The following is a 19130-nucleotide window of genomic DNA, read 5'->3' on the forward strand; positions in this document are numbered from 1 at the left end:
AATCTTTTGAAATAGCAAGGTTACCAGAAACATGAATGTCTCTGATTTTTCGATGTGATTCATGTAGCTCAAGTCGCTGAGCATAATCAATTGCTTGGGGGAATGTTTGTATGGTAGGTTTTTTTGATTGGGGATTTTTTTTGTTTGATGCTAACGTTACTTTTTTTTCTACTTTTTGTTTATCTATGTCATTATTGGTTCGAATTTGGTCTAAATCTGTATCTGCTCGAACTGTTTCTGATAAAAAATGAAAGCCAAGGGTTACTAGAAACAATTTTGCTACCATTTTTTTATTCTCAAGTGCCATCCAATTTTCTCCTGAATTGAAATCTAAGTTTGGGTTGCTGCAACCCAGCTTGAAAGTTAATGCTTTTAGATTGTTCCATGATACTATTTTTTTTAAAAATTGGGTACATTTTTTCAAATGATATTTAATTTTATAAAAGAAGTTTTTTGTGTTACTTTTTAACAATACGTTAAGTCAAATTTAAGAAAAGATGTTACCTATGTTAGTTTTTACCAATACATTAAGTCAAAAAAAAGAAGCTTTTTCTCCCACTCATCCAAAAAAAGTTGCGATGTATGTTTGCGGAATTACTCCATATGATTATCCACATATCGGCCATGGGCGGTGTTATGTCACATTTGACTTAGTATATCGTTTGCTAACTTTTCTCGGTTATGACGTTACGTACGTTCGTAATTTTACCGACATTGACGATAAAATTTTAAAACGTGCACAGCAAGAATTTGGTGACATCTCTCGCTTTCACGAAATCACAAATCGCTACATTCAAGCGTTTGGTAGCGACATGAAACAGTTGAATTGTGTGGCTCCAAAACATGAGCCGCGCGTTACGCAAATGATCCCGCAAATTATTGCTTTTACGCAGGGCTTAATTGCAAAAGGTGCTGCGTATGAAAAGGACGGAAGCGTTTATTTTAGAGTGCATACATTTGCTGATTATGGAAAACTTTCAAAACAAAAAATTGAAGATCTGCAATCGGGTGCACGAGTTGAAGTTGATGAATGCAAAGAAAATCCATTAGATTTTGCATTGTGGAAAAAAGATGATCAAGTTGGTTACGACAGCCCATGGGGCCAAGGAAGACCAGGTTGGCATATCGAATGTTCAGCAATGGCACACGATCTGTTTAAAGGTGCTGTTGATATTCATGGTGGCGGCATGGATTTGATGTTCCCGCATCATGAAAATGAAATTGCTCAATCTGAAAGTTTGTATCCTGCACCGTTTGTGAAATACTGGCTGCATAATGCATTCGTTCGAATCAACAAAGAAAAAATGTCGAAATCGCTCAATAATTTTTTCACACTGCATGAAGTTTTCGAGCAGTTTGATCCTATGGTTATTCGCTTTTACTTTTTAAAACATCATTATCGCAATCCATTAGATTTTGCTTTTGAAGATTTAACTGCAACAGAAAAAGCATACAAACGATTAGTTACATTCTTTTTGGATTCCTTACCCGTCGTGCCCGGCGTAGTAAGCGAATGCAATGAAACACGACTGTGTCCGGCGAAGCTGAAAGCGAAGCCTGGAAGCCTGGGGGGATCCATCAATTCCAACCCCGTCATTCAAGAAATGATACAATGCCTAGAGGACGATTTAAACACGTCAGGAGCATTCGGAATTCTTTTTGAGCAGTTACAAGCCCTTGCCCAAGATCAACAAAGTAAGGCGCAAGTTAAGCAATTCTTGGTCGAAGTTATGGGGTTGACTCTGCAAGCCATCCCTGAAAAGCAAGTTGCCTTAACTCCTGAAATTCAATCGCTTTTGCAACAACGTGATCAAGCTCGTGTTGATAAAAATTGGAAACTGTCTGATGAGCTGCGCGATAAACTTACGGCATTGGGCGTTGATGTGCATGATAAAAAATTGAAATAATTTGATCTGAATTAATTTGTTAAATAAACCTGCGACTTAAAAACCGCAGGTTTATTTTTTTAAGATGATTAAGTTTTTGTGAGCAAAATCAATAATGCTTCTTTTATAAATTGATGTGATTGATATAATAAACATTATTAGAATACGTTTTTTAGGATCTGTTTAAGAGTAAAAATATGAAAAGTTTTCACAGTATTGTTTTAGTCCATTCATTTTTGGTGTTGTATGGATTTGGATGCTTACAATCATCACCATTTGAAACATCTGAAAAAGATAAAGCATACGAAAAGAACCGTGTTGAACAGGCAAGAATTAATCAAGAAAATACCGATTCTTTAACAAGGTTTCTTGCTCAGCAGACAGAAGGATTTACTTATAAAGAGTTACGAGATGTAGTTGATCGAGGAGTTGCGCTAGCACGATCAAGCAGAGGTGACAAAGTTGTCGAACTCCATCATTTTACTACTGTAATTGAACAGATCAAAAAAGATCCCAAACGAAAATTAGAAAGAGAAAAGGGAACGTGGAAGCATGTCTTTAAAATGTATTTTCGTAATCCTGGAAACGTTGTCCAAGTTAGTTGGTTTGCGGCCACGATGATTCTTGTATATCAATTACGTTCTGCAGATAAAATGATTGTTGATCTTCAAAAAATGTTAGCGAATCAACCTGGAGATGAGGCATTGTTGGAGTATTCAAACGATGCTGAAAAAATAGATCCTGAATTATATGAAGTTTTTTTGAAAATAAAACAAGATTATGGAATAACAGATAATGTTAGATTTCGCATTCTACCTCCATTTAATGAGTTAACTGAAAGTCAAAAATCTAGACATGCTGGCACTACGTTAATGTATCTACCCATACGTAAGACAGTTTTGATACGCAATGAATATAAGCAGTGGCCTAGAAGTTGTCTAGTTCATGGAATAGCTCATGAATTAGAACATCATCGTCAAAATAAAAGAATGAAGGGAAGTTATTTTGATATAGATCAGGATTACAAGAATAATCCTGGAGCTGCTCAAATCAAAAAGGAAATCGGCGCTGATGCTGCTGCAGCTGATTATGTATATTGCTTTGAATGTTTGAAAGACATTGCTGTCAATAGAGGTTTTGAACATAATCCTCGAGAAACTGATTTTGGTTATATCACATCTCCTGAGGGATATTTTTCTAAAAAAGATTATGAGTTATATATCGATAGAGCGAAAGAAGATTGTGTGCTGTGTCCTGCTCATAAAACTGGAACACATAAAAATCCAAGTACGCCACTCAAAAATTATCTGCCACCGATTATAAAATAAGAATTATTTAATAATTTTTTTTCAAAAATGGATATATAAGAATGCAGATTTTAAATAGAAAAAAAGTTATTGCTTCTGTTATAGAAAGAGACGGTTTATTTCTTTTAGCTCAGCGCGGGAAACAAGATTCTCTTTATGGAAAATGGGAATTTCCTGGGGGGAAATTGGAAGGCTTTGAAACTGATCAGGAGTGTCTTGCGCGAGAACTCAATGAAGAGTTTGGTATAAACGCTACTGTTGGTGAACATTTGTGCGATGTTCCATTTGAGCACAAGGATACACCGTATGTAATGCGGGCGTACCATGCCTTCTTTTGATGGAAAATTGGAACTGCGAGAGCATTTGCAGATTCACTGGGTGTCTCCATGCGATTTAATTTCTTATCCTGTTCCTGAGCCAGATAAACCTATAATTGCTTATCTACAAGATAAATTTCAGCAAAAGTTATAAATCTGAAAAAATATTATTCGCTCTGTCGCTATGGTATAATGAGCCATAGTTCCAGGGCGAGTTTTGTTTCTAGTAATTTTTCATTGCAAGCCATACCTGAAAAGCAAGTTGCCTTAACTCTTGAAATTCAACAACTTTTGCAACAACGTGAGCAAGCTCGTGTTGATAAAAATTGGAAATTGTCTGATGAGCTGCGCGATAAGCTTACGGCTTTGGGCGTTGATGTGCATGATAAAAAATTAAAATAATTTGATCTGAGTCCGCCACAGTGCCCAGCGTAGCCTTACGAAGCTTGTTATGAAATAACGCGAAGTAAGGGTTTATTTTTTAATATTTTTATAACGTACAATACTTGCTCCTAGTGAAGAATTTATTATGTATTTACCTATAAGATAAATACATTTTATTAAATATATCTAAACTTCTTATTGAAGTTTGGTTGTATTATTGTATGATTGATTCAATCAAAGGTGGAGTGTTTTGAAGGGAAACAATAAGCAGTGTCCAATAACCAAAAACCTTTCAAGGAGTCCACTATCATGAAAAAACAAATAATGTTTTTCGGTGATTGTCTAAAGCAACAGATATATAATCTTTTGGCTTATTTTATAGCGTTCGCTGTATCATACAAAATTGCAATATTTTTTGAGTTCAGAAAATCTCATCAATTATCTGTGCAAGATATTGCTATCTTTTCATTTGGTTTTATATTTTTTGGATCTATTTTTAGATTTTTCAGTGAAAAATCATAACAAAAATATATTTAAATTCTCGTAGAATTTATCGATTGTTTATTTCAGCATGGATATTTTTCCACCTTTTATAGGTGGATGATACTTTGTTCGTTTTAATAATTTCTTTGTCTTAATAAATAGAATTTCAATATAAAAATTAACTTGGCGTGTTTGGTATCATACATATGATTTAAATACGTTTTTTAGGGTTTACGTAAGGGTAAAAATATGAAAAATTTTCACAGTATTGTTTTAATCAATTCATTGTTATTGTTGTACGGATTTGGATGCATACAAGCATCAGAAGATCAAAAAGCTGAAACAGCAGAGTGTTTGAAGAAGGCGAAAGCAGAAGTATATAAAAAATACTTTAAAGAGCAGGAAGATCTTTATCAAGATCTCGTAAAAAAAGGTATTCCTGGTGCTCGTCGTTTAAATATAGATCAAGATTTAGCAGAAGCTGTACTTGCAACTTATCCACGGAAGGTAAAGGATGCAATTTTTGATATTAAATTAAATATGTTTTGTGCTGATCAAAAAAATATTATGTTGCGTGGTATGCTTGAAACTGGAAAAACTTCTCTAGCTCAAGCAATTGCAATAAAAAATCAAATTCCATGTTTGTTTTTTAATGCGGGAGATGTTTCAGATGCGGAAAATTTGCGGAAAATATTTGAATTTGCTAGATGCGAACAAGAAAGACTAAGCAAACCATGTGTTATCATATTTGATGGATTAGAGGCGCTGACTAGAAGAGATATTGTCAAAAATGATCATGGAAATAATACTCTTATAGAATTTTGGGAACGATTAAATAATTTTAGAAATAATGGAATGGTTGTTATTGGTACAATCGATGGAACAGAGAATTTGCCTGATCAAATTACCAAAAAAACTTCTATGGTTGAGTTTCCTTTACCAAACCTAGAAGACAGAAAAGCGACTTTATCTTATTATGAAGATAAATACAATCTTAAATATCCACTGGAATCGATTACAGCTTTCAGCATTGCTCAGCAAACAGAAGGTTGTTCTAACAGAGAGCTGAAAAATTTAGTAGAGCGAATAAATAAGTTAGTTAAAAGCGATAAAACTAATGATATTGCTACTGAAATCAATAAGATCAAAAAAAATCCTAAACGAAAATTAGCAAGAGCAATAGGAACGTCGTTGGGCCATGCTTTTAAAAAGTATTGCCTTGATCCTAGGTCTTTGACTGCTGCTGGGTTAGTGTCGACCCTGTATATTGCACATAGATATATGGCTATTCAAGAAAAGGGACAGGCTATTCAAGAAAAGGGACAGGCTATTCAAAAAGAGACAATGGATCAAACTAAAGCAATTGCTGATAGGCTAGCTAGTGGTGACCAGATAGTAAAACAAGCGTTAATTAATATGTCAATTCTAGGAATACCTGTTGGACCAATTGTTGCGGGAGCTGGCTATGGTTCTAAAAATCTTTGTATAGAAGGTTATGAAGGTTGTAAAAAAGGTTATAAATGGATTGGTTCAAAAATTTCCTAAATATATCACACAATTGGAACTTTCTATGTTAAAAACAATAAAAAAAGCATTATTGCTGTCATCATTTGCTTTTTCATCTGTTTTGCCCATGAGGCAAGTTGGTCAAGTTGCGTTGGTAAATGTTTTTCCAAAAAGGCAAGTCGCTCAAATTGCGGTGGCAAGAATGGTGAACCAATCAGCATCTTTTCATAATTCATCGGTTGCAAGATTCCCTTTTATTTTTGGTACTTTGGTCGCAACGATGATGCCTCTCGTGGTTTTCGATGAATCTGTAAATAAATCTCACGATGAATTTATAAATGAATCTCACAATCAATTTGTAAATGAATCTCACGATCAATCTGTACGTGAATTTAACGATCAATTTGTAAATGAATCTCACGATCAATTTGCAAATAATTTTGTCGCAATGGATTGTAAATGTGATAAAAGTGACTGTCGAGTATATCTAGATCCTAAAAATGGTGATGCGTACCTAGCCATTAATGGAGCTGATTTTCCAGACTCATCATCAGTTGGAGCTGTTTGTTCTAATCCATCATCTGGTTCTAATCGATCATCGAGTAATAACAGCCAGCAGGAACAATATTTGTCTGAAAGTTCTCATAATTATAAAGTAAAAGAGATACAGCGAACGTTTTTTGAAAATGTTAAAAAACAAGTGTTTTATTATTATGAAAATTTTTCAACAATCGTTCAAGATAAAATAGCAGAGTTTGTGAAATCTTGTTCTTCATCATCGCGTCAAGAACTATCGGATAAAAAAGCTGATCTTGAGCAGCCCCTTCCCGCATTAAAAACCAAACTTCTGTCTTTAACACAACAAAATTTTAGGATTGATTTATTTATTAATCCAGAAAAATATGGTGAGACTCGTGGATCAGCACTACGTGATGCCCAAAATAGCTGGACCCCTCAAGATTATTATAAAGCAAAAGAGGCGTTAGATTTAAAATTAGAAATAGAATCAAGAGAAGCTGCTATAGAAGAATGTAATTGGAGAATTTCTAGATTTGAGCAAGAAGTGCGTGATTCTATCAGTAGTAAGCTAGAAAATGAATCTATTGATACGATAGAAAAAGAGATAACTGATCTCGCGACAAATAAAGGAAAATTTGACCGTTCTGTTGTTCAAGTGCAAAAGGATCTTAGTAAATTAAAAAGCAGTCTTTACACGGTTGAAAAGCAACTAAGGTATTTTTATGAAGAAAGAACATGGGTTGGTAGATGGTTCAATAAAAGTACCATAAATTCTCTTTGGACTGAGCGAACGGCTTTAAAAGAACAGATAGCACAGAAGACCGAAGATCTTCAAATATTAAAAGATAGTCAAAAAGAATGTGATGTACAGCTTAAACAAGCTCAAAAAATTGCTGGTGAAAAAATAAAAATTGCCTCGCAAGAAGCTCAGGCTCTACAAGACAAGCAGGAGCAAGAGGCTATTGCTTTGCATGATCAGACGGTAAGAGGTCATCAAGATTTAGGTGATTTTTATAGTATAAATGAAGAAGGGCGGAATGATCTTCAGGAAGCGTTAGATGAAACTATTAAGCAAGGTTACATGCCATATGATCAACAGTATAATCTTACTCCGCAAGTAGCAGACATTTTAGCAGCGCATGGTATTGATCCTAAAGATTATCTAGGTGTTCATGGTACAGCTTTACAACAATATTTACACGGTAGGACGTGTGATATTTTGTCACAAGCTGCAACACTGCAAGCGCAATTGCCATATAAAAGTACATTAATTTCAACGGTTGTTTATGCAGCAGATGCTGCTCACGATGCAAATAAAAATAACGAAGTTCTGTTGGCTTCACAGTTGACAGATGTTGCTTATCTGGTGGGCAAATTAGCGCAAGAGATAACTACAGCGGTAATGCCGTATGCACAAGCTGTTGTTTCTGGATTAGTTAAAGGTGTTATTTTAGATAATATTGATATGGTTGTGCACTTTGATGAAACAATTAAGGGACTTGGTAAGGCGCTTTATTATGTTTCAGAAACATTAGTGCTTAATGATCCTGACATGGTTTCGGAGTGCCCAGAAATTTATGAACCTATGCGTGATAAACGAAATGCAAAAGTTGTTGCCGTATTAAAAACGCTTGGTGAAAAAATAGAAAATTCTACTGGACCAGAAAGGCTTGAAGCATTGGTTCGGTTTGGCTCTAATATTAAGTCGGCTGACAAAATTATTCAAGCGGTCGGTGGAGCTTGTGGCATAATTCGATCGCAAGCTAAGGGCATGCGTACGCTAGAGGGTATTGCTAGTCTTGCTGAGGATCAAGGAATAGCGCGTGAAGTTATGCAAGCAGCTGAACAATTGGAACTAGTTGCGCAAGAGAAGGTAGCCAAGAGCCTTGCTGGTGAATTGATGGAAGCTGGGAAAAACGGGGGCAAGGTTGCTTCTGGATCAAAAGGAACGCAACAATCGTCAGTACGGTGCAAAATACTTTCACTTGAGGATGCATTTGATCAGCTTAAAAAGTTTGGCTATAAAATTTCTAAGGAGAAACCTGATCTACTTAATAATATTGACTATTATCTTAAGCAAGCTTGCGCTAAAGTAAATACAAAAATTGAGTCCGCTTTGCTTGAGGAATGTAAAAAAATGCAACAGATTGCAGGTAGCGCAGAAATGTCGGTTTGTATGGATCTTGAGCATATGGTTAATGTTGAATATAAATTAATAAAAGATGGCGAAGGGGCTTTTCATACCGTTAAGCTAACAGGTGGGCATTTGGCTGGAACTATGAGTAAGCTTGAAAAAGAGGGATTAGTTGCAATTGAATCTTTCCTAGAGTTTGGTAATGGGTGTAAAGAATATAAAGTGAAAGACTTATGTACGGGCGGTAAGTTTACACATAGTGAATTTCCACCCCATTGGACTGTTGAAAAAATAGCGCAAGAAACGAAAGCTGCGTGTGAAGAAGCAATGAGAAATGGATTATTGAATCCTGAGGTTGTAAGGCCTTTGAAAGTAATGACTCATGATGGGTTTGAGTTACAAATAATTACTAATCTTGAACCGTTAAATCATACTTGTGCTGCAATTGAAAATACAATAAATAGACATGTTGTTACTGCTTATCCAAATTATACAGGTGTACGATGAGATATGTATTTTATTATTTTCATGATCAATATGGCTATATAGAAAAGGTTTTTACTCGTAATTTGCCATTAGAGGGTTTATTTGAATTTTTAACAGACAATCAAGAGCGTTGGATTAATCTTAAAGAAGACGAAAAAGATCCTCGAAAAGTTATTATTTGGTCGACAATGCATCTAAAAGAATTTATTGTTTCGTCGACACGGTATCCAAAAGAATCATTTGCTTTTGATGAAGAAAAAAGTGAACAATATCATGAATATGGGCGTAAGCGCTTTCCAGAGATGCCAGCAATACGAATATTTCGTGACAATTATGAGTTTTTGGAGCAACAGTGGCAAGGAATTTATAAACGTAAGCCGAACTATGTAATTTTTCGTGAGCATGATAATGGCTTTGTCGATATCCTTGAAAAAGATGAATTATCTGATGAAGATGTCGCGATCATGAATCGTGAACATAAAATTTATTTAAATTATTTTAAGCGGTGGAAAGAGTATGTCAAAGCTCATCCTGAGAAACGTACCAGGGTTTGGCGCTGCCCAGCAGATAATGAATTTGAATCGGATTTTACGTTGTATGATCCTGCTGATGAGCAAGGCGTTGAGTGATGGTAACAGCAAGAGAAAAATGGACACGTTGGGAACCTATTAATGGATTGTCAGGAAAATATTATCTTGATTATTTTGCATGGTCAGAAAAAGGGTTTGTTGTAGAATTAATTAGTGGAAAAAAGGAAAAAAGAATACAGATTCTATTCGATGATTATATCGACTCGTTTCGATATACCAATGAAAGTTTTTGTTTTAAAATATTTGGGGATCTTTCAGATCAATATGGCGATGATTTTTATGGAGATTGGAGTTTTTTTAAGGTAACTAATTCAGAATATTTAAAATGGCTTTCAGATAAATCTCGTACTTGGTCAGATCAAATACAGTTTATACATTTTTGTATTTTGGGAGGCGATGAAGTTATTGATATCGTTACTAATTATGAACCAAAAGTAAGATTTATTGAATATAAGCCAAAAGTAAATAATATAGAATAAATTTTAAATACATACTGTAAAAGTATTACTATTGAAAATACAGTAAGTAGAAATATTGTTAGAAGCAATCCAATTAGTGAGATAAAAAAATAAGATACGAATTTTATTTTTATGATCGATATCTCTATGAGAAAAAATCATATACTAGAAATTCTACCTTATAAGCCTATAAAAATTAGATGTGAAACTTAAAAATATCTTTGGAGGATAAATTATGGAAGAGTGGAAACATTGGCACCCTCTTGAAGAGGTGTCTGGAAAATTTTATGTTGATGGTCTAATGATGTTAGAAGATGGTTTAATTATAAAATTGTCTAAAGGCGAACAAAAAATAGAAATTTTGTTTGATGGATGTATTGACACATATAGATATACGAATGATAGTTTCTCTTTTAAAATTATATCAGATTTGAATAAAAAATATGGTATAGAATTTTATGGAGATTGGAGTTTTTTTAAGGTGAGTAATTCGGAGTATCTTTCATGGTTATCAGAAAAATCTTGTGAGTATTCCAAAGAATTTCCATTTATGCACTTTTGCGTTATTGGATACGATGAAATTATTGATGTCATTGTTCGTTATGAACCAAAAGTAAGATTTATTGAATAAGTCTGATAAAAAATTAAAATCCACTCTACGTGGTGCTTCGTAGCTAACTGCAAAGCAGTGCGTAGCAGTGGCAGAGTAAGGGGTGAATTTTTGTTACACCAATTACTGACCAAAAAATATTTTTATACATTTTAACGAGGAACTGTGTTCATGAACAAAAAAACAATATTTATCTTTGCTTCATTGTTTATATTTTATAAAACAGATTGTTTTTATATGAACGATGAAGAAATTACCTTTAAAACAATATTTACCGGCAGTTGCGCTACTTCAATACAATACAACATATTAAATAACAAAGATGGCAGCATAGGTGGAGATAAGCGTCTATTTGGTATTCATAATATGACCGTTGAAATTCCTGGTTATGAAGTTGTACATCTAATTGAAAATGATATATGTCTGCATCCATCTTTGTTTACGATGGCGAGCATTTTTTTATCAGATGATAATGTGCTTGTGCAAAGATGGGCATGCGTCAAATGGATTTTGCCATTATCATTTGGATTTAAAGTAGAAAATAATTCATTGAACGTATTTTCATCAATATGGAAATATCGTTTCTTAGCGCCGCTTCGTGCGCAAAAGATTATTGAGTTAGTCAAAAAAGAAAATTTTGATGAGGCTCAATCTCTTCAAGGTTTAATGATTAAAGTTACCGTAAATGGTCGATCTGTTGTAGCTTGCCAACATACGGTGGTGCAAATTTACAGCCTGTCCAGCAATTCCCAAAATTAAAATTCATATTAATAATTGGCGAAGCCTTACGAAACTAATTTTGCAGGAATATGTTGTAAGTTCATAGCTTGCTGTTATGCACTGCGTAGTAGGAGAAGTTGGGTGGATTTTTTTATGAGCAAAATCAATAATGCTTCTTTTATAAATCGGTGTGCTTGATATAATAAACATTATTAGAATACGTTTTTTAGGGTCTACTTAAGGGTAAAAAATATGAAACATTTTCACATGCATTTGAAGACATCGAGTAATAAGAAATATGTTTTATAATGAATAGTTTCAAGAGCTATATCTATCTATGGTGCTTGATAGCATTACATCAATCATCGGTTTTTGCGATGAAACCAGCTGTTACTATTCCAACGGTTCCGTCATTCTGGATGGCTCAAGGAAGTACGAATTTTAGTGTTCCATTGCTTGGTCAATATGTTGCAATTCCACAAGCAACAGTAAGCCAAGAGGTGCTGCAAAATGCGCAAGAAGAATTTATGCAAGAGCAGCAAACAGCACAACCAGTATATTTAATGCCAAAGATGAAACCTTCATATGTTTTTGAGAAGCCTAGCTATGATGTTTCACAGGTTTCCCAGATGCAGGAGTCAACTCAAAAAAAAAGATTTTGGGACGGACTACGAGGTGGTTCATCAGGTATGTTTAGGCCAACAATATCTCGGTTAATGTCACGTCAGCAAGCAGCAACTATTTTAGGCGTGTCTAAAAATGCATCACCAGAGGATATAAAAAAGGCTTTTCGTAAAGCTGCTTTAAAGGCCCATCCTGATACTGGTGGTAGTGATAAAGCTATGCAAGAAGTGAATAAAGCAAAAGATATTTTAAGTGAAAATCAGAGCGCGTCAGAAATAAATTCTGATAAATATAAAAAAAGTTACGAAGATCAAGATAAAGATCGAGATATTGACGCTTCTTTATTTAGTGCTATTGATGCTCGTGATCTAGCTAGAGTAAAAAAGCTTGTTAAAGATGGTGCAAATGTGAATGCGCAGTCTAAGCCTGTTGGCGAAACTCCGTTATTTAGGGCTATTTTTAAAGATGCCCAAGATATTGTAAAATTTTTACTCGATAATGGAGTGAGTGTTAATCAAAAATCTAAATATACTAAAAAAACAATCTTACATATGGCTGCGATTTATGATCATGCAGAGATATTAAAACTTCTTCTTGAAAAAGGGGCAGATTTTAATCTAAAAGATGTAGATGGTAAAACACCTGTCGATGTAGCTATAAAAAACAATAGTCTAAGATCGCTTAAAGTTCTTATTGATGCAGGTGCAGGTACGACTGAGCAAAGGTTGCGGTATGGACCGCATGTTGATGAAGATCAAGATATTGATGCTTCTTTATTTAGCGCTATTGATGCTTGTGATCTAGATAAAGTAAAAAAGCTTGTTAAGAATGGTGCAAATGTGAATGCACAGTCTAAAGCTAGGTATGTTGGTGAAACTCCTTTATATAGGGCTGTTTTTAGAAATGCCGAAGATATTGTAAAATTTTTATTCGATAATGGGGTGATTGTTAATAAAAAATGTGAATATAGTAAAAGAACAGCCTTACATATCGCTGCGGTGAATGATCATGCAGATATGCTAAAACTTCTTCTTGAAAAAGGGGCAGATTTTAATGTAAAAGATGTAGATGGTAAAACACCTGTGGATGTAGCTATAGAATACAATAGTCTAAAATCGCTTAAAGTTCTTCTTGATGCAGGTGCGGGTACGACTGCACAAAAGTTGCGGTATGGAGCGATAAAAGGATTGTGGGATCATTCCTTTAAAAAGCATTTTCGTGATCATAGAGTTGCTTTCTCTGTTGCTGGACTAGGGGCATCGCTTTTTATTGCATATAAGAGTCTTTTTAATCATGAAAAGGCAATGGAACAATCGCCAATAATTATTGCTGACAAGCCAACCAGTGAGTCAACCAGTGTTCAAGGGGAGGCGGTTGAATTAAAAAGAATTGCTGACTATAAAATCAGTGATGCCTCAGAAGATCGGCGAGTATTGTTTTCCATTGGTTGCTTTGTGGCTATTGTGAGTTATTTGGTTTACAACTATGGCAAAAGCTTAGAAGATGATGACAACTTAAGCTCATCTGACGTTACAGCATCAAGTAAAAAAGTTAATCACGTGTCTGTGCAAAATGATAACGCAAACATTGATATGCAAGATTCTGATGGGTTCACTGCTTTACATCGAGCTATCTTTGATAGATCTGTTGTTGCAGTAAAAATATTGCTACAAGATGGTGCTAATACAGAAATAGTAAACAATGATGGGTATTATCCATTACATATAGCTGCTTTAAGAGGCGATGTTGAAATTGTAAAATTACTTCTTGGATATGGTGCAAATATCGAAGTAAGAGAGAAAAAAAATCAATCAACAGCATTACATCTTGCCGCAGACTATGGTCAGATTCAGGTCATCCAAACATTGATTTTACATAAAGCAAATATTAATGCATGCAATGTATTTGAGGAGACAGCACTTATGTATGCTGTTGAAAAGGGGTTTGTAGAGATTGTTAAAATGCTTGTGGTGGCTGGAGCTAATGTTAATGCAAAAAGTCTGAATGTCTATTATACACCATTGCAATTAGCATTTTGTTCAAAAAATCCTAAAATCATTAAAACACTGATTTTACATGGCGTAGATGTACACACACCAATGAACAATGGATTTACTAGTTTGCATGCAGCTGTGCAGTTCGGGTTTTTAGAAATTGTACAAATGCTGCTTGCTCATAAAGTTGATGTAAATGTAAAGAAGCAGAGTGATGGTGCGACGCCATTACATTATGCTGCGTATCTAGGTAATGCAGAAATTGTAAAGGAATTGCTGAAATATAACGCTGATGTAAATGCTCTTGATAAAGAAGGCTATACACCATTGCATGTTGCTTTCTTGCCTAAGGCAAGTTTGCAAATTAAAATTGTTCAAGAATTAATTGCAGCAGGAGCAGATGTTAAAGCAATAACCAATGATAATAAAACGGTTCTCGATCTCGCTCTTTGTTGTAATGCAGATAAAGAGATCATTGCTTTACTCAAGAGACATGGGGCAAGATCAAAAACATAAAACAATACGGATTTTAAAAAAAGTTTAAAAATTTTGTATAAATTTATTATTTTAAAAGAGTTTAAAAAAGCTAATTGAGTAAAAAATGTGGCATTAGTAAGCTTATATTGAACTACATAATCATTATTTACAACAACAACTATGAACATTAAAAAAATCTTTCTCATCTTTCTCATAGCTTTACAGGCAGCTAGACCTATAGAATGCGAAACGAATTATAACAGGCAAAAAAACAACGATGACGGATTCATAATGGGATTAGTGGTTGTGGGTAGTGTGATTTATATGTCGCTTATTGTTCGAGCAATATACCAAATATTGCATTATTGGGACTACTGTAAACAAGAACCAAATACGCAAAAATTAGACTTTCTTCTTAAGTCACATAAGCAAGCAGCTCAGATTAAAGATCTTATAGATTATGTACAGGATCCAATTAAGCATGCTAAAAACAAAAAAAATTACTCCAAAGGTGTTTTATTTACGGGAGGTATGGAGTCACTATTTGTTCAAGCGTTAAGCAACGAACTTAATGGTCAATGTTTTCACATCGACGTTTATGATTTTATCGGCCGATATGAAATCGATTCTTTAACCGGCTGGATAAGAAATTTGCATGAAAGTGCTGGAAAGGTAAGCAACTTTTTTAATTACATAAAGCGACAAGGGGTACCTTGTCTGATTATTTTAAAAAATCTTGAAGGTCTTATTCCGCAAAAATTCTCCCGTGAAAATATTCAATTTGAACAATATATTAACGAAGAAATTGAAGCTATAAAAAATCAATTATTAATTGAGACTAAAAAGCTTGCCGATTACAATGATCCTGTTATTTGTAGTGCAATTATTTCAGATACTAAAATATTGCCGATAACGCTTACTCCAGCATTTACGAACGTGCTTGATGATTCGTGTTCATTAACTATTCGCGCAGCAATTATAGAATATTTATTTAAAGCAATTTTAAAACATACTCATATCAGCTCATATGATCTTGCGCTTAGGACTTCAGGCTTTACAGAAAAAAAATTAATATCACTTCGTGAACAAATCATGAATAGCATTGCTGTAAATGTCGATAAAATCAAAATTAAAACAGCAAGTGAAATTATTGATGATGTAATGTATGGCACAGTCAGAAACAACGATGATCCAGAGCTTACTGCATACCATGAGTCTGGACATGCAATAATTATTATGCTTTTCAATACTCAATTTACTTTGGATAAAGTATCAACACTTGCGCGTGATAAGCATCTTGGATTAACACGAACGCTATCACGGTGGCGCAATATGATTTACAATCAAAAAGAAATTTTAAATGAAATTTGTATGTGCTTGGCAGGATATGCAGGAGAAGAACTGTTTTTATCTAAAAACACTATCTGGACAGAATCAACTGATTACAAGGATGCTTATAAACTTGCATGTATCGTGGCCGCTGAAGATAAAAACGCTGATCCTTTAAAAATTATTGAGCAAGAGTATGAGCGTGCTTTAAACCTTTTAAAGCGGCATAGAGTACGGTTTACTGCTCTTGCTCAAGCTTTAGTTGAACATAAAGTTTTAATGGCTGATGAAATTTATGAATTATTAAACAAGGTACAATAAACAAAAATATGAAAAAATTATTATGTATCTTTATGAGTTTTTTTAGTTCCTATCAAGTTTCTTTAGGCTTTGACCGCATAGCTGAATTTATAGAACGAATCCCTAAGGATTCAATGGTAAGTCTACAAAATGATTTGCATGCAACCGTAAAAAAATTAAACGGTAATAAAAAAAATAAAGGTGCTACTCAAAAAGTGTTGATTTCGTTGCATGAATCTCTCACGTATGAAATAAAATACCTGGAATCGCAAATAAAAAATAAATACTCTTTTGATCGAAGAGCTTTAAAAAAAACCTTACCTTCTTTAATGATTGCCGCAGCATGTACATATGGTATGTACTATTTTTATAAAAAGAGTGCACGGGTAGATCGAGCAATTGCTGACATTGAAAATAAATGGATACAAGAAAATATCAAACGGTCAGATTATTGGGATTCATGGAATTCTCTGCATAGGAATAAAATAAAGTGCAAAGATCAAGTCTTATTCGCATCAGGTATCACTTCATGTTCTTATCTTGTGCTTTTGGTATATGCACATAATGCATACACCTTAGATCCTAATAGAAATAATGAACTTGTTTCAAAATATCAACAACTTTTAAAATTGGTAGAATTGATTCAAGAAGTTCAAGCTTAAGGTGTTTGTTCATAGTATTTTCATAACAGATTGTTTTTAAAAGCTCTAAAATAGTCATCATTCACTTTTTTGTCTTGTGAGGATTAGTGTTTGGTCGTAAATTTTTTTCGCGATGTTTGAAAAAAGTGAAGGGCAACCGTGTCTGCCAAAGCTATAGGAGACCAAGGCTTCGTCCGGCAGGCAGGCTGAAAGCCTGGAATTCGAGGACCCAGTTCTGGTGTTATCTTTTTCATGCACAATCATACCTATGATTGAATATTTGTTTTGTTGTGAAATATTTTGTAGAACATCCACAGATGCAATAATTTTAGCGTTAAAGAGGTTCTTATGAATAAAAAAGTTCTATTGTTTTTTACAGTAGCCATTTGTTGTATAAAACTTCAAGCAAGTGAAGTATCTTCTATTGGTGCAGAAGTATCTTCTGTTCGTTCAGTTGAAAATACGATACAACATGGTAGATCAGGATTCTATTATGAGTTAGATGAGCATGCCTCTATAGACGGCGATTATGGGTCAACTTCGTCCAAGGGAGTATCAGCTAGAAGTGATAGCTTAGCAAGCAGTAGTATAGCAAGTGAAAATGTTAACATTATGGGCGACAGCTTTGGGATGTTGATCTTGAAAAAAATACAATGTTGTTTGCCGTGTTGCGTTATTCAAGTACCGTATCCTGAGAATCAGAGCTGTTGTTGCGATAATTTTTGTGGAAAATGCCTTTTTGCTTGTTGTATGAAATAAAAGGCTGGGCTTTCTTCATTTAAATTCATTTTAAACCTGTGACTGGCAATCCATCAATAAAACCTCCTAAACCTTTTAAAGGTACCGTTTTTTTAAAAATCTTGCTGGCGTAAAGCTGGCTTTGCTATGATAATAACCAACAACACCACGTCATTCCGGGCTTGAGCCGGAATCCAGCATTTAAGGGTAGCCTTTTAAAAATTAGGGTCTAAAGGGGGAAATGGATATGAAAAACGTAAAACTTTTATCAAAAAAAATCGCTTTTTTAACGCTTGCGCTGTGTCTACAGGCTGTTTTATTTCAAGCAGTCTGGACCAATGCCGCAGAAATTCACATCACTCGTTAGGCTTTTGATGTCTGTAGATTGTAAAACATGACCAATTGTTGAAGGGTACATGTGATTGATCTGAAATTTTGACATATCATGACAACTGTATCCAGAAAGAGAGCGTAGCGCATCAAAATTATTTTTTAGGTCTGAATTTACTAGATCAAGACCTTCCCAATCGATGGATGCTCCATTGGTAAATTGAGGATGCTGTGCAAAAAAGGCCATGATGGCAAGTTCAATAGATTTAATAGGCTGTTGTTGCGTTGGCTGAGTACAGTTACATGATTTATAAAATTCTTTAGGAAAACCTGATTGAGAATTTAATGCTCCAAAAATATTTTGAAGTTTTTCTAAAGAGCCTGGAAATTGATAAACATCTATGACGGTAATTTCTTGTTGAGTATCTGTTGGTGCAGTAGTTTCTATAAATTCATTATTTTGAATGGCAAAGAATTTATTCTGGATGATTTGAATGCCGCCACAACCACAAAAAATTATATTGTTTGTTATAAAAGGCTGCTGTTTTAGTTTCATTTTTTTGAAAATAGATTGAAATCCAGAAAATAAAGCTGTCATTCGCTGAACGCTTTTTGTTTCAATTTGAAGTAAAGCTTTTTGCTCATTTGTAGATCCATATAGTTCTGCAAGTTTTTTTTCATAATTAATTGATAAATGGCATAACATTGTTTTAGCCGCATTAATTACCGCTTTAAATTTATTAAGGCTCATTTGATGTTCTGTAAAAACAGAAAATTTATTATTTTGGTACGTTGTTAAAAAACATAAACTTAAGAACTTTGTATTATCTAATGGATCATAATCAATATGCTGCATCGCAAGATAATCATTTAAAGATATTTTTTGTAATAAATGTCGGCTAAGATTTTGTGCCTCTATTGAATTAAAATTATTAATTTTTTGTAGTAATTGTTCTAGATGAAAAATAAGAGTACTTATCTTATCTAACTCTTTTGGCAAAGATTGTTCTATAAATGTTGAATCTTGTGCAAGGTCTATAATCATAGAAGTTCTTGTTTGGCATTTCCAATCACCAACAGAACTATCAAAGGCATATAACTTTTTTTCTTGAAAATGTTGAATAGCTAGTTTCATAATTTGGGCTTCAAATAAATGATTGCTTAATTCGCGAAGTAACTCGACGACAGAAAGCTTGTAAAGATCATTTCTCTTTAAAAAATAGCCAACAAATTTTTTATTTTGTACCTGGTCCATAAATCCCCCATATTGGACTATTTGCAGATAAAAATAAGTATA

Annotated in this window: 17 protein-coding genes; 15 read left to right on the forward strand and 2 right to left on the reverse strand. The window is 34.1% G+C overall.

Features of this window, described 5'->3' with window-relative positions:
* Positions 1-307, reverse strand: a 307-nt coding sequence (locus tag WC747_01875; GenBank protein MFA5998746.1) for a hypothetical protein, incomplete at its 3' end; no start/stop codon positions are given.
* Between the two features lie 199 nt (positions 308-506).
* Here WC747_01875 and cysS point away from each other — a divergent pair.
* The 15 genes from cysS (at position 507) to WC747_01950 (ending at position 17524) form a co-directional block, all read left to right on the forward strand.
* Complete coding sequence (gene cysS, locus WC747_01880; GenBank protein MFA5998747.1) at positions 507-1907, forward strand: cysteine--tRNA ligase; 1401 nt, start codon at positions 507-509, stop codon at positions 1905-1907.
* 176 nt (positions 1908-2083) lie between these two features.
* Positions 2084-3214: a hypothetical protein gene (locus WC747_01885; GenBank protein ID MFA5998748.1), complete on the forward strand. Its 1131-nt coding sequence runs from the start codon at positions 2084-2086 to the stop codon at positions 3212-3214.
* Between the two features lie 41 nt (positions 3215-3255).
* Positions 3256-3531: an NUDIX domain-containing protein gene (locus WC747_01890; GenBank protein ID MFA5998749.1), complete on the forward strand. Its 276-nt coding sequence runs from the start codon at positions 3256-3258 to the stop codon at positions 3529-3531.
* A gap of 171 nt (positions 3532-3702) precedes the next feature.
* Complete coding sequence (locus WC747_01895) at positions 3703-3912, forward strand: hypothetical protein (GenBank protein ID MFA5998750.1); 210 nt, start codon at positions 3703-3705, stop codon at positions 3910-3912.
* A gap of 291 nt (positions 3913-4203) precedes the next feature.
* Positions 4204-4416, forward strand: coding sequence for a hypothetical protein (locus WC747_01900; GenBank protein MFA5998751.1), 213 nt, complete (start codon positions 4204-4206; stop codon positions 4414-4416).
* A 210-nt stretch (positions 4417-4626) separates the two neighbouring features.
* A complete protein-coding gene (locus WC747_01905) occupies positions 4627-5922 on the forward strand; it encodes an ATP-binding protein (protein MFA5998752.1) in 1296 nt (431 codons plus the stop codon).
* 25 nt (positions 5923-5947) lie between these two features.
* Complete coding sequence (locus tag WC747_01910; GenBank protein ID MFA5998753.1) at positions 5948-9043, forward strand: hypothetical protein; 3096 nt, start codon at positions 5948-5950, stop codon at positions 9041-9043.
* The gene (locus WC747_01915; protein MFA5998754.1) at positions 9040-9651 is read left to right on the forward strand and encodes a hypothetical protein; all 612 of its coding nucleotides are present in this window, start codon (positions 9040-9042) and stop codon (positions 9649-9651) included. The genes WC747_01910 and WC747_01915 overlap by 4 nt, the downstream gene beginning before the upstream one ends.
* Positions 9651-10091 (forward strand): hypothetical protein, encoded by a 441-nt coding sequence (locus tag WC747_01920; GenBank protein ID MFA5998755.1) that lies wholly within the window; start codon positions 9651-9653, stop codon positions 10089-10091. The genes WC747_01915 and WC747_01920 overlap by 1 nt, the downstream gene beginning before the upstream one ends.
* Before the next feature lie 214 nt (positions 10092-10305).
* A complete protein-coding gene (locus WC747_01925; protein ID MFA5998756.1) occupies positions 10306-10701 on the forward strand; it encodes a hypothetical protein in 396 nt (131 codons plus the stop codon).
* Between the two features lie 150 nt (positions 10702-10851).
* Positions 10852-11439, forward strand: coding sequence for a hypothetical protein (locus tag WC747_01930; protein MFA5998757.1), 588 nt, complete (start codon positions 10852-10854; stop codon positions 11437-11439).
* A gap of 269 nt (positions 11440-11708) precedes the next feature.
* Positions 11709-14534 (forward strand): ankyrin repeat domain-containing protein, encoded by a 2826-nt coding sequence (locus WC747_01935; GenBank protein MFA5998758.1) that lies wholly within the window; start codon positions 11709-11711, stop codon positions 14532-14534.
* 252 nt (positions 14535-14786) lie between these two features.
* A complete protein-coding gene (locus WC747_01940; GenBank protein ID MFA5998759.1) occupies positions 14787-16145 on the forward strand; it encodes a hypothetical protein in 1359 nt (452 codons plus the stop codon).
* A gap of 8 nt (positions 16146-16153) precedes the next feature.
* Positions 16154-16786 carry a hypothetical protein gene (locus tag WC747_01945; protein ID MFA5998760.1) on the forward strand — a complete coding sequence of 211 codons (633 nt, stop codon included), beginning with the start codon at positions 16154-16156 and terminating at the stop codon, positions 16784-16786.
* Positions 16787-17113: 327 nt separating this feature from the next.
* Positions 17114-17524, forward strand: a complete 411-nt coding sequence (locus tag WC747_01950) for a hypothetical protein (GenBank protein MFA5998761.1) — start codon at positions 17114-17116, stop codon at positions 17522-17524.
* Between the two features lie 295 nt (positions 17525-17819).
* Here the strand turns inward: WC747_01950 and WC747_01955 are convergent, their stop codons facing one another.
* Positions 17820-19088: a hypothetical protein gene (locus tag WC747_01955; GenBank protein MFA5998762.1), complete on the reverse strand. Its 1269-nt coding sequence runs from the start codon at positions 19086-19088 to the stop codon at positions 17820-17822.
* Positions 19089-19130: the final 42 nt, after the last annotated feature.

It is taken from the genome of Candidatus Babeliales bacterium (assembly GCA_041660205.1).
Lineage (GTDB): Bacteria > Babelota > Babeliae > Babelales > Chromulinivoraceae > JACPFN01.

What these genes read in the sequence shown, in the direction of transcription:
- cysS (MFA5998747.1), top strand. Translation starts at nt 507, where the DNA reads ATGTTAGTTTTTACCAATACATTAAGTCAAAAAAAAGAAGCTTTTTCT.
- WC747_01885 (MFA5998748.1), top strand. Translation starts at nt 2,084, where the DNA reads ATGAAAAGTTTTCACAGTATTGTTTTAGTCCATTCATTTTTGGTGTTG.
- WC747_01890 (MFA5998749.1), top strand. Translation starts at nt 3,256, where the DNA reads ATGCAGATTTTAAATAGAAAAAAAGTTATTGCTTCTGTTATAGAAAGA.
- WC747_01895 (MFA5998750.1), top strand. Translation starts at nt 3,703, where the DNA reads ATGAGCCATAGTTCCAGGGCGAGTTTTGTTTCTAGTAATTTTTCATTG.
- WC747_01900 (MFA5998751.1), top strand. Translation starts at nt 4,204, where the DNA reads ATGAAAAAACAAATAATGTTTTTCGGTGATTGTCTAAAGCAACAGATA.
- WC747_01905 (MFA5998752.1), top strand. Translation starts at nt 4,627, where the DNA reads ATGAAAAATTTTCACAGTATTGTTTTAATCAATTCATTGTTATTGTTG.
- WC747_01910 (MFA5998753.1), top strand. Translation starts at nt 5,948, where the DNA reads ATGTTAAAAACAATAAAAAAAGCATTATTGCTGTCATCATTTGCTTTT.
- WC747_01915 (MFA5998754.1), top strand. Translation starts at nt 9,040, where the DNA reads ATGAGATATGTATTTTATTATTTTCATGATCAATATGGCTATATAGAA.
- WC747_01920 (MFA5998755.1), top strand. Translation starts at nt 9,651, where the DNA reads ATGGTAACAGCAAGAGAAAAATGGACACGTTGGGAACCTATTAATGGA.
- WC747_01925 (MFA5998756.1), top strand. Translation starts at nt 10,306, where the DNA reads ATGGAAGAGTGGAAACATTGGCACCCTCTTGAAGAGGTGTCTGGAAAA.
- WC747_01930 (MFA5998757.1), top strand. Translation starts at nt 10,852, where the DNA reads ATGAACAAAAAAACAATATTTATCTTTGCTTCATTGTTTATATTTTAT.
- WC747_01935 (MFA5998758.1), top strand. Translation starts at nt 11,709, where the DNA reads ATGAATAGTTTCAAGAGCTATATCTATCTATGGTGCTTGATAGCATTA.
- WC747_01940 (MFA5998759.1), top strand. Translation starts at nt 14,787, where the DNA reads ATGGGATTAGTGGTTGTGGGTAGTGTGATTTATATGTCGCTTATTGTT.
- WC747_01945 (MFA5998760.1), top strand. Translation starts at nt 16,154, where the DNA reads ATGAAAAAATTATTATGTATCTTTATGAGTTTTTTTAGTTCCTATCAA.
- WC747_01950 (MFA5998761.1), top strand. Translation starts at nt 17,114, where the DNA reads ATGAATAAAAAAGTTCTATTGTTTTTTACAGTAGCCATTTGTTGTATA.
- WC747_01955 (MFA5998762.1), bottom strand. Translation starts at nt 19,088, where the DNA reads ATGGACCAGGTACAAAATAAAAAATTTGTTGGCTATTTTTTAAAGAGA.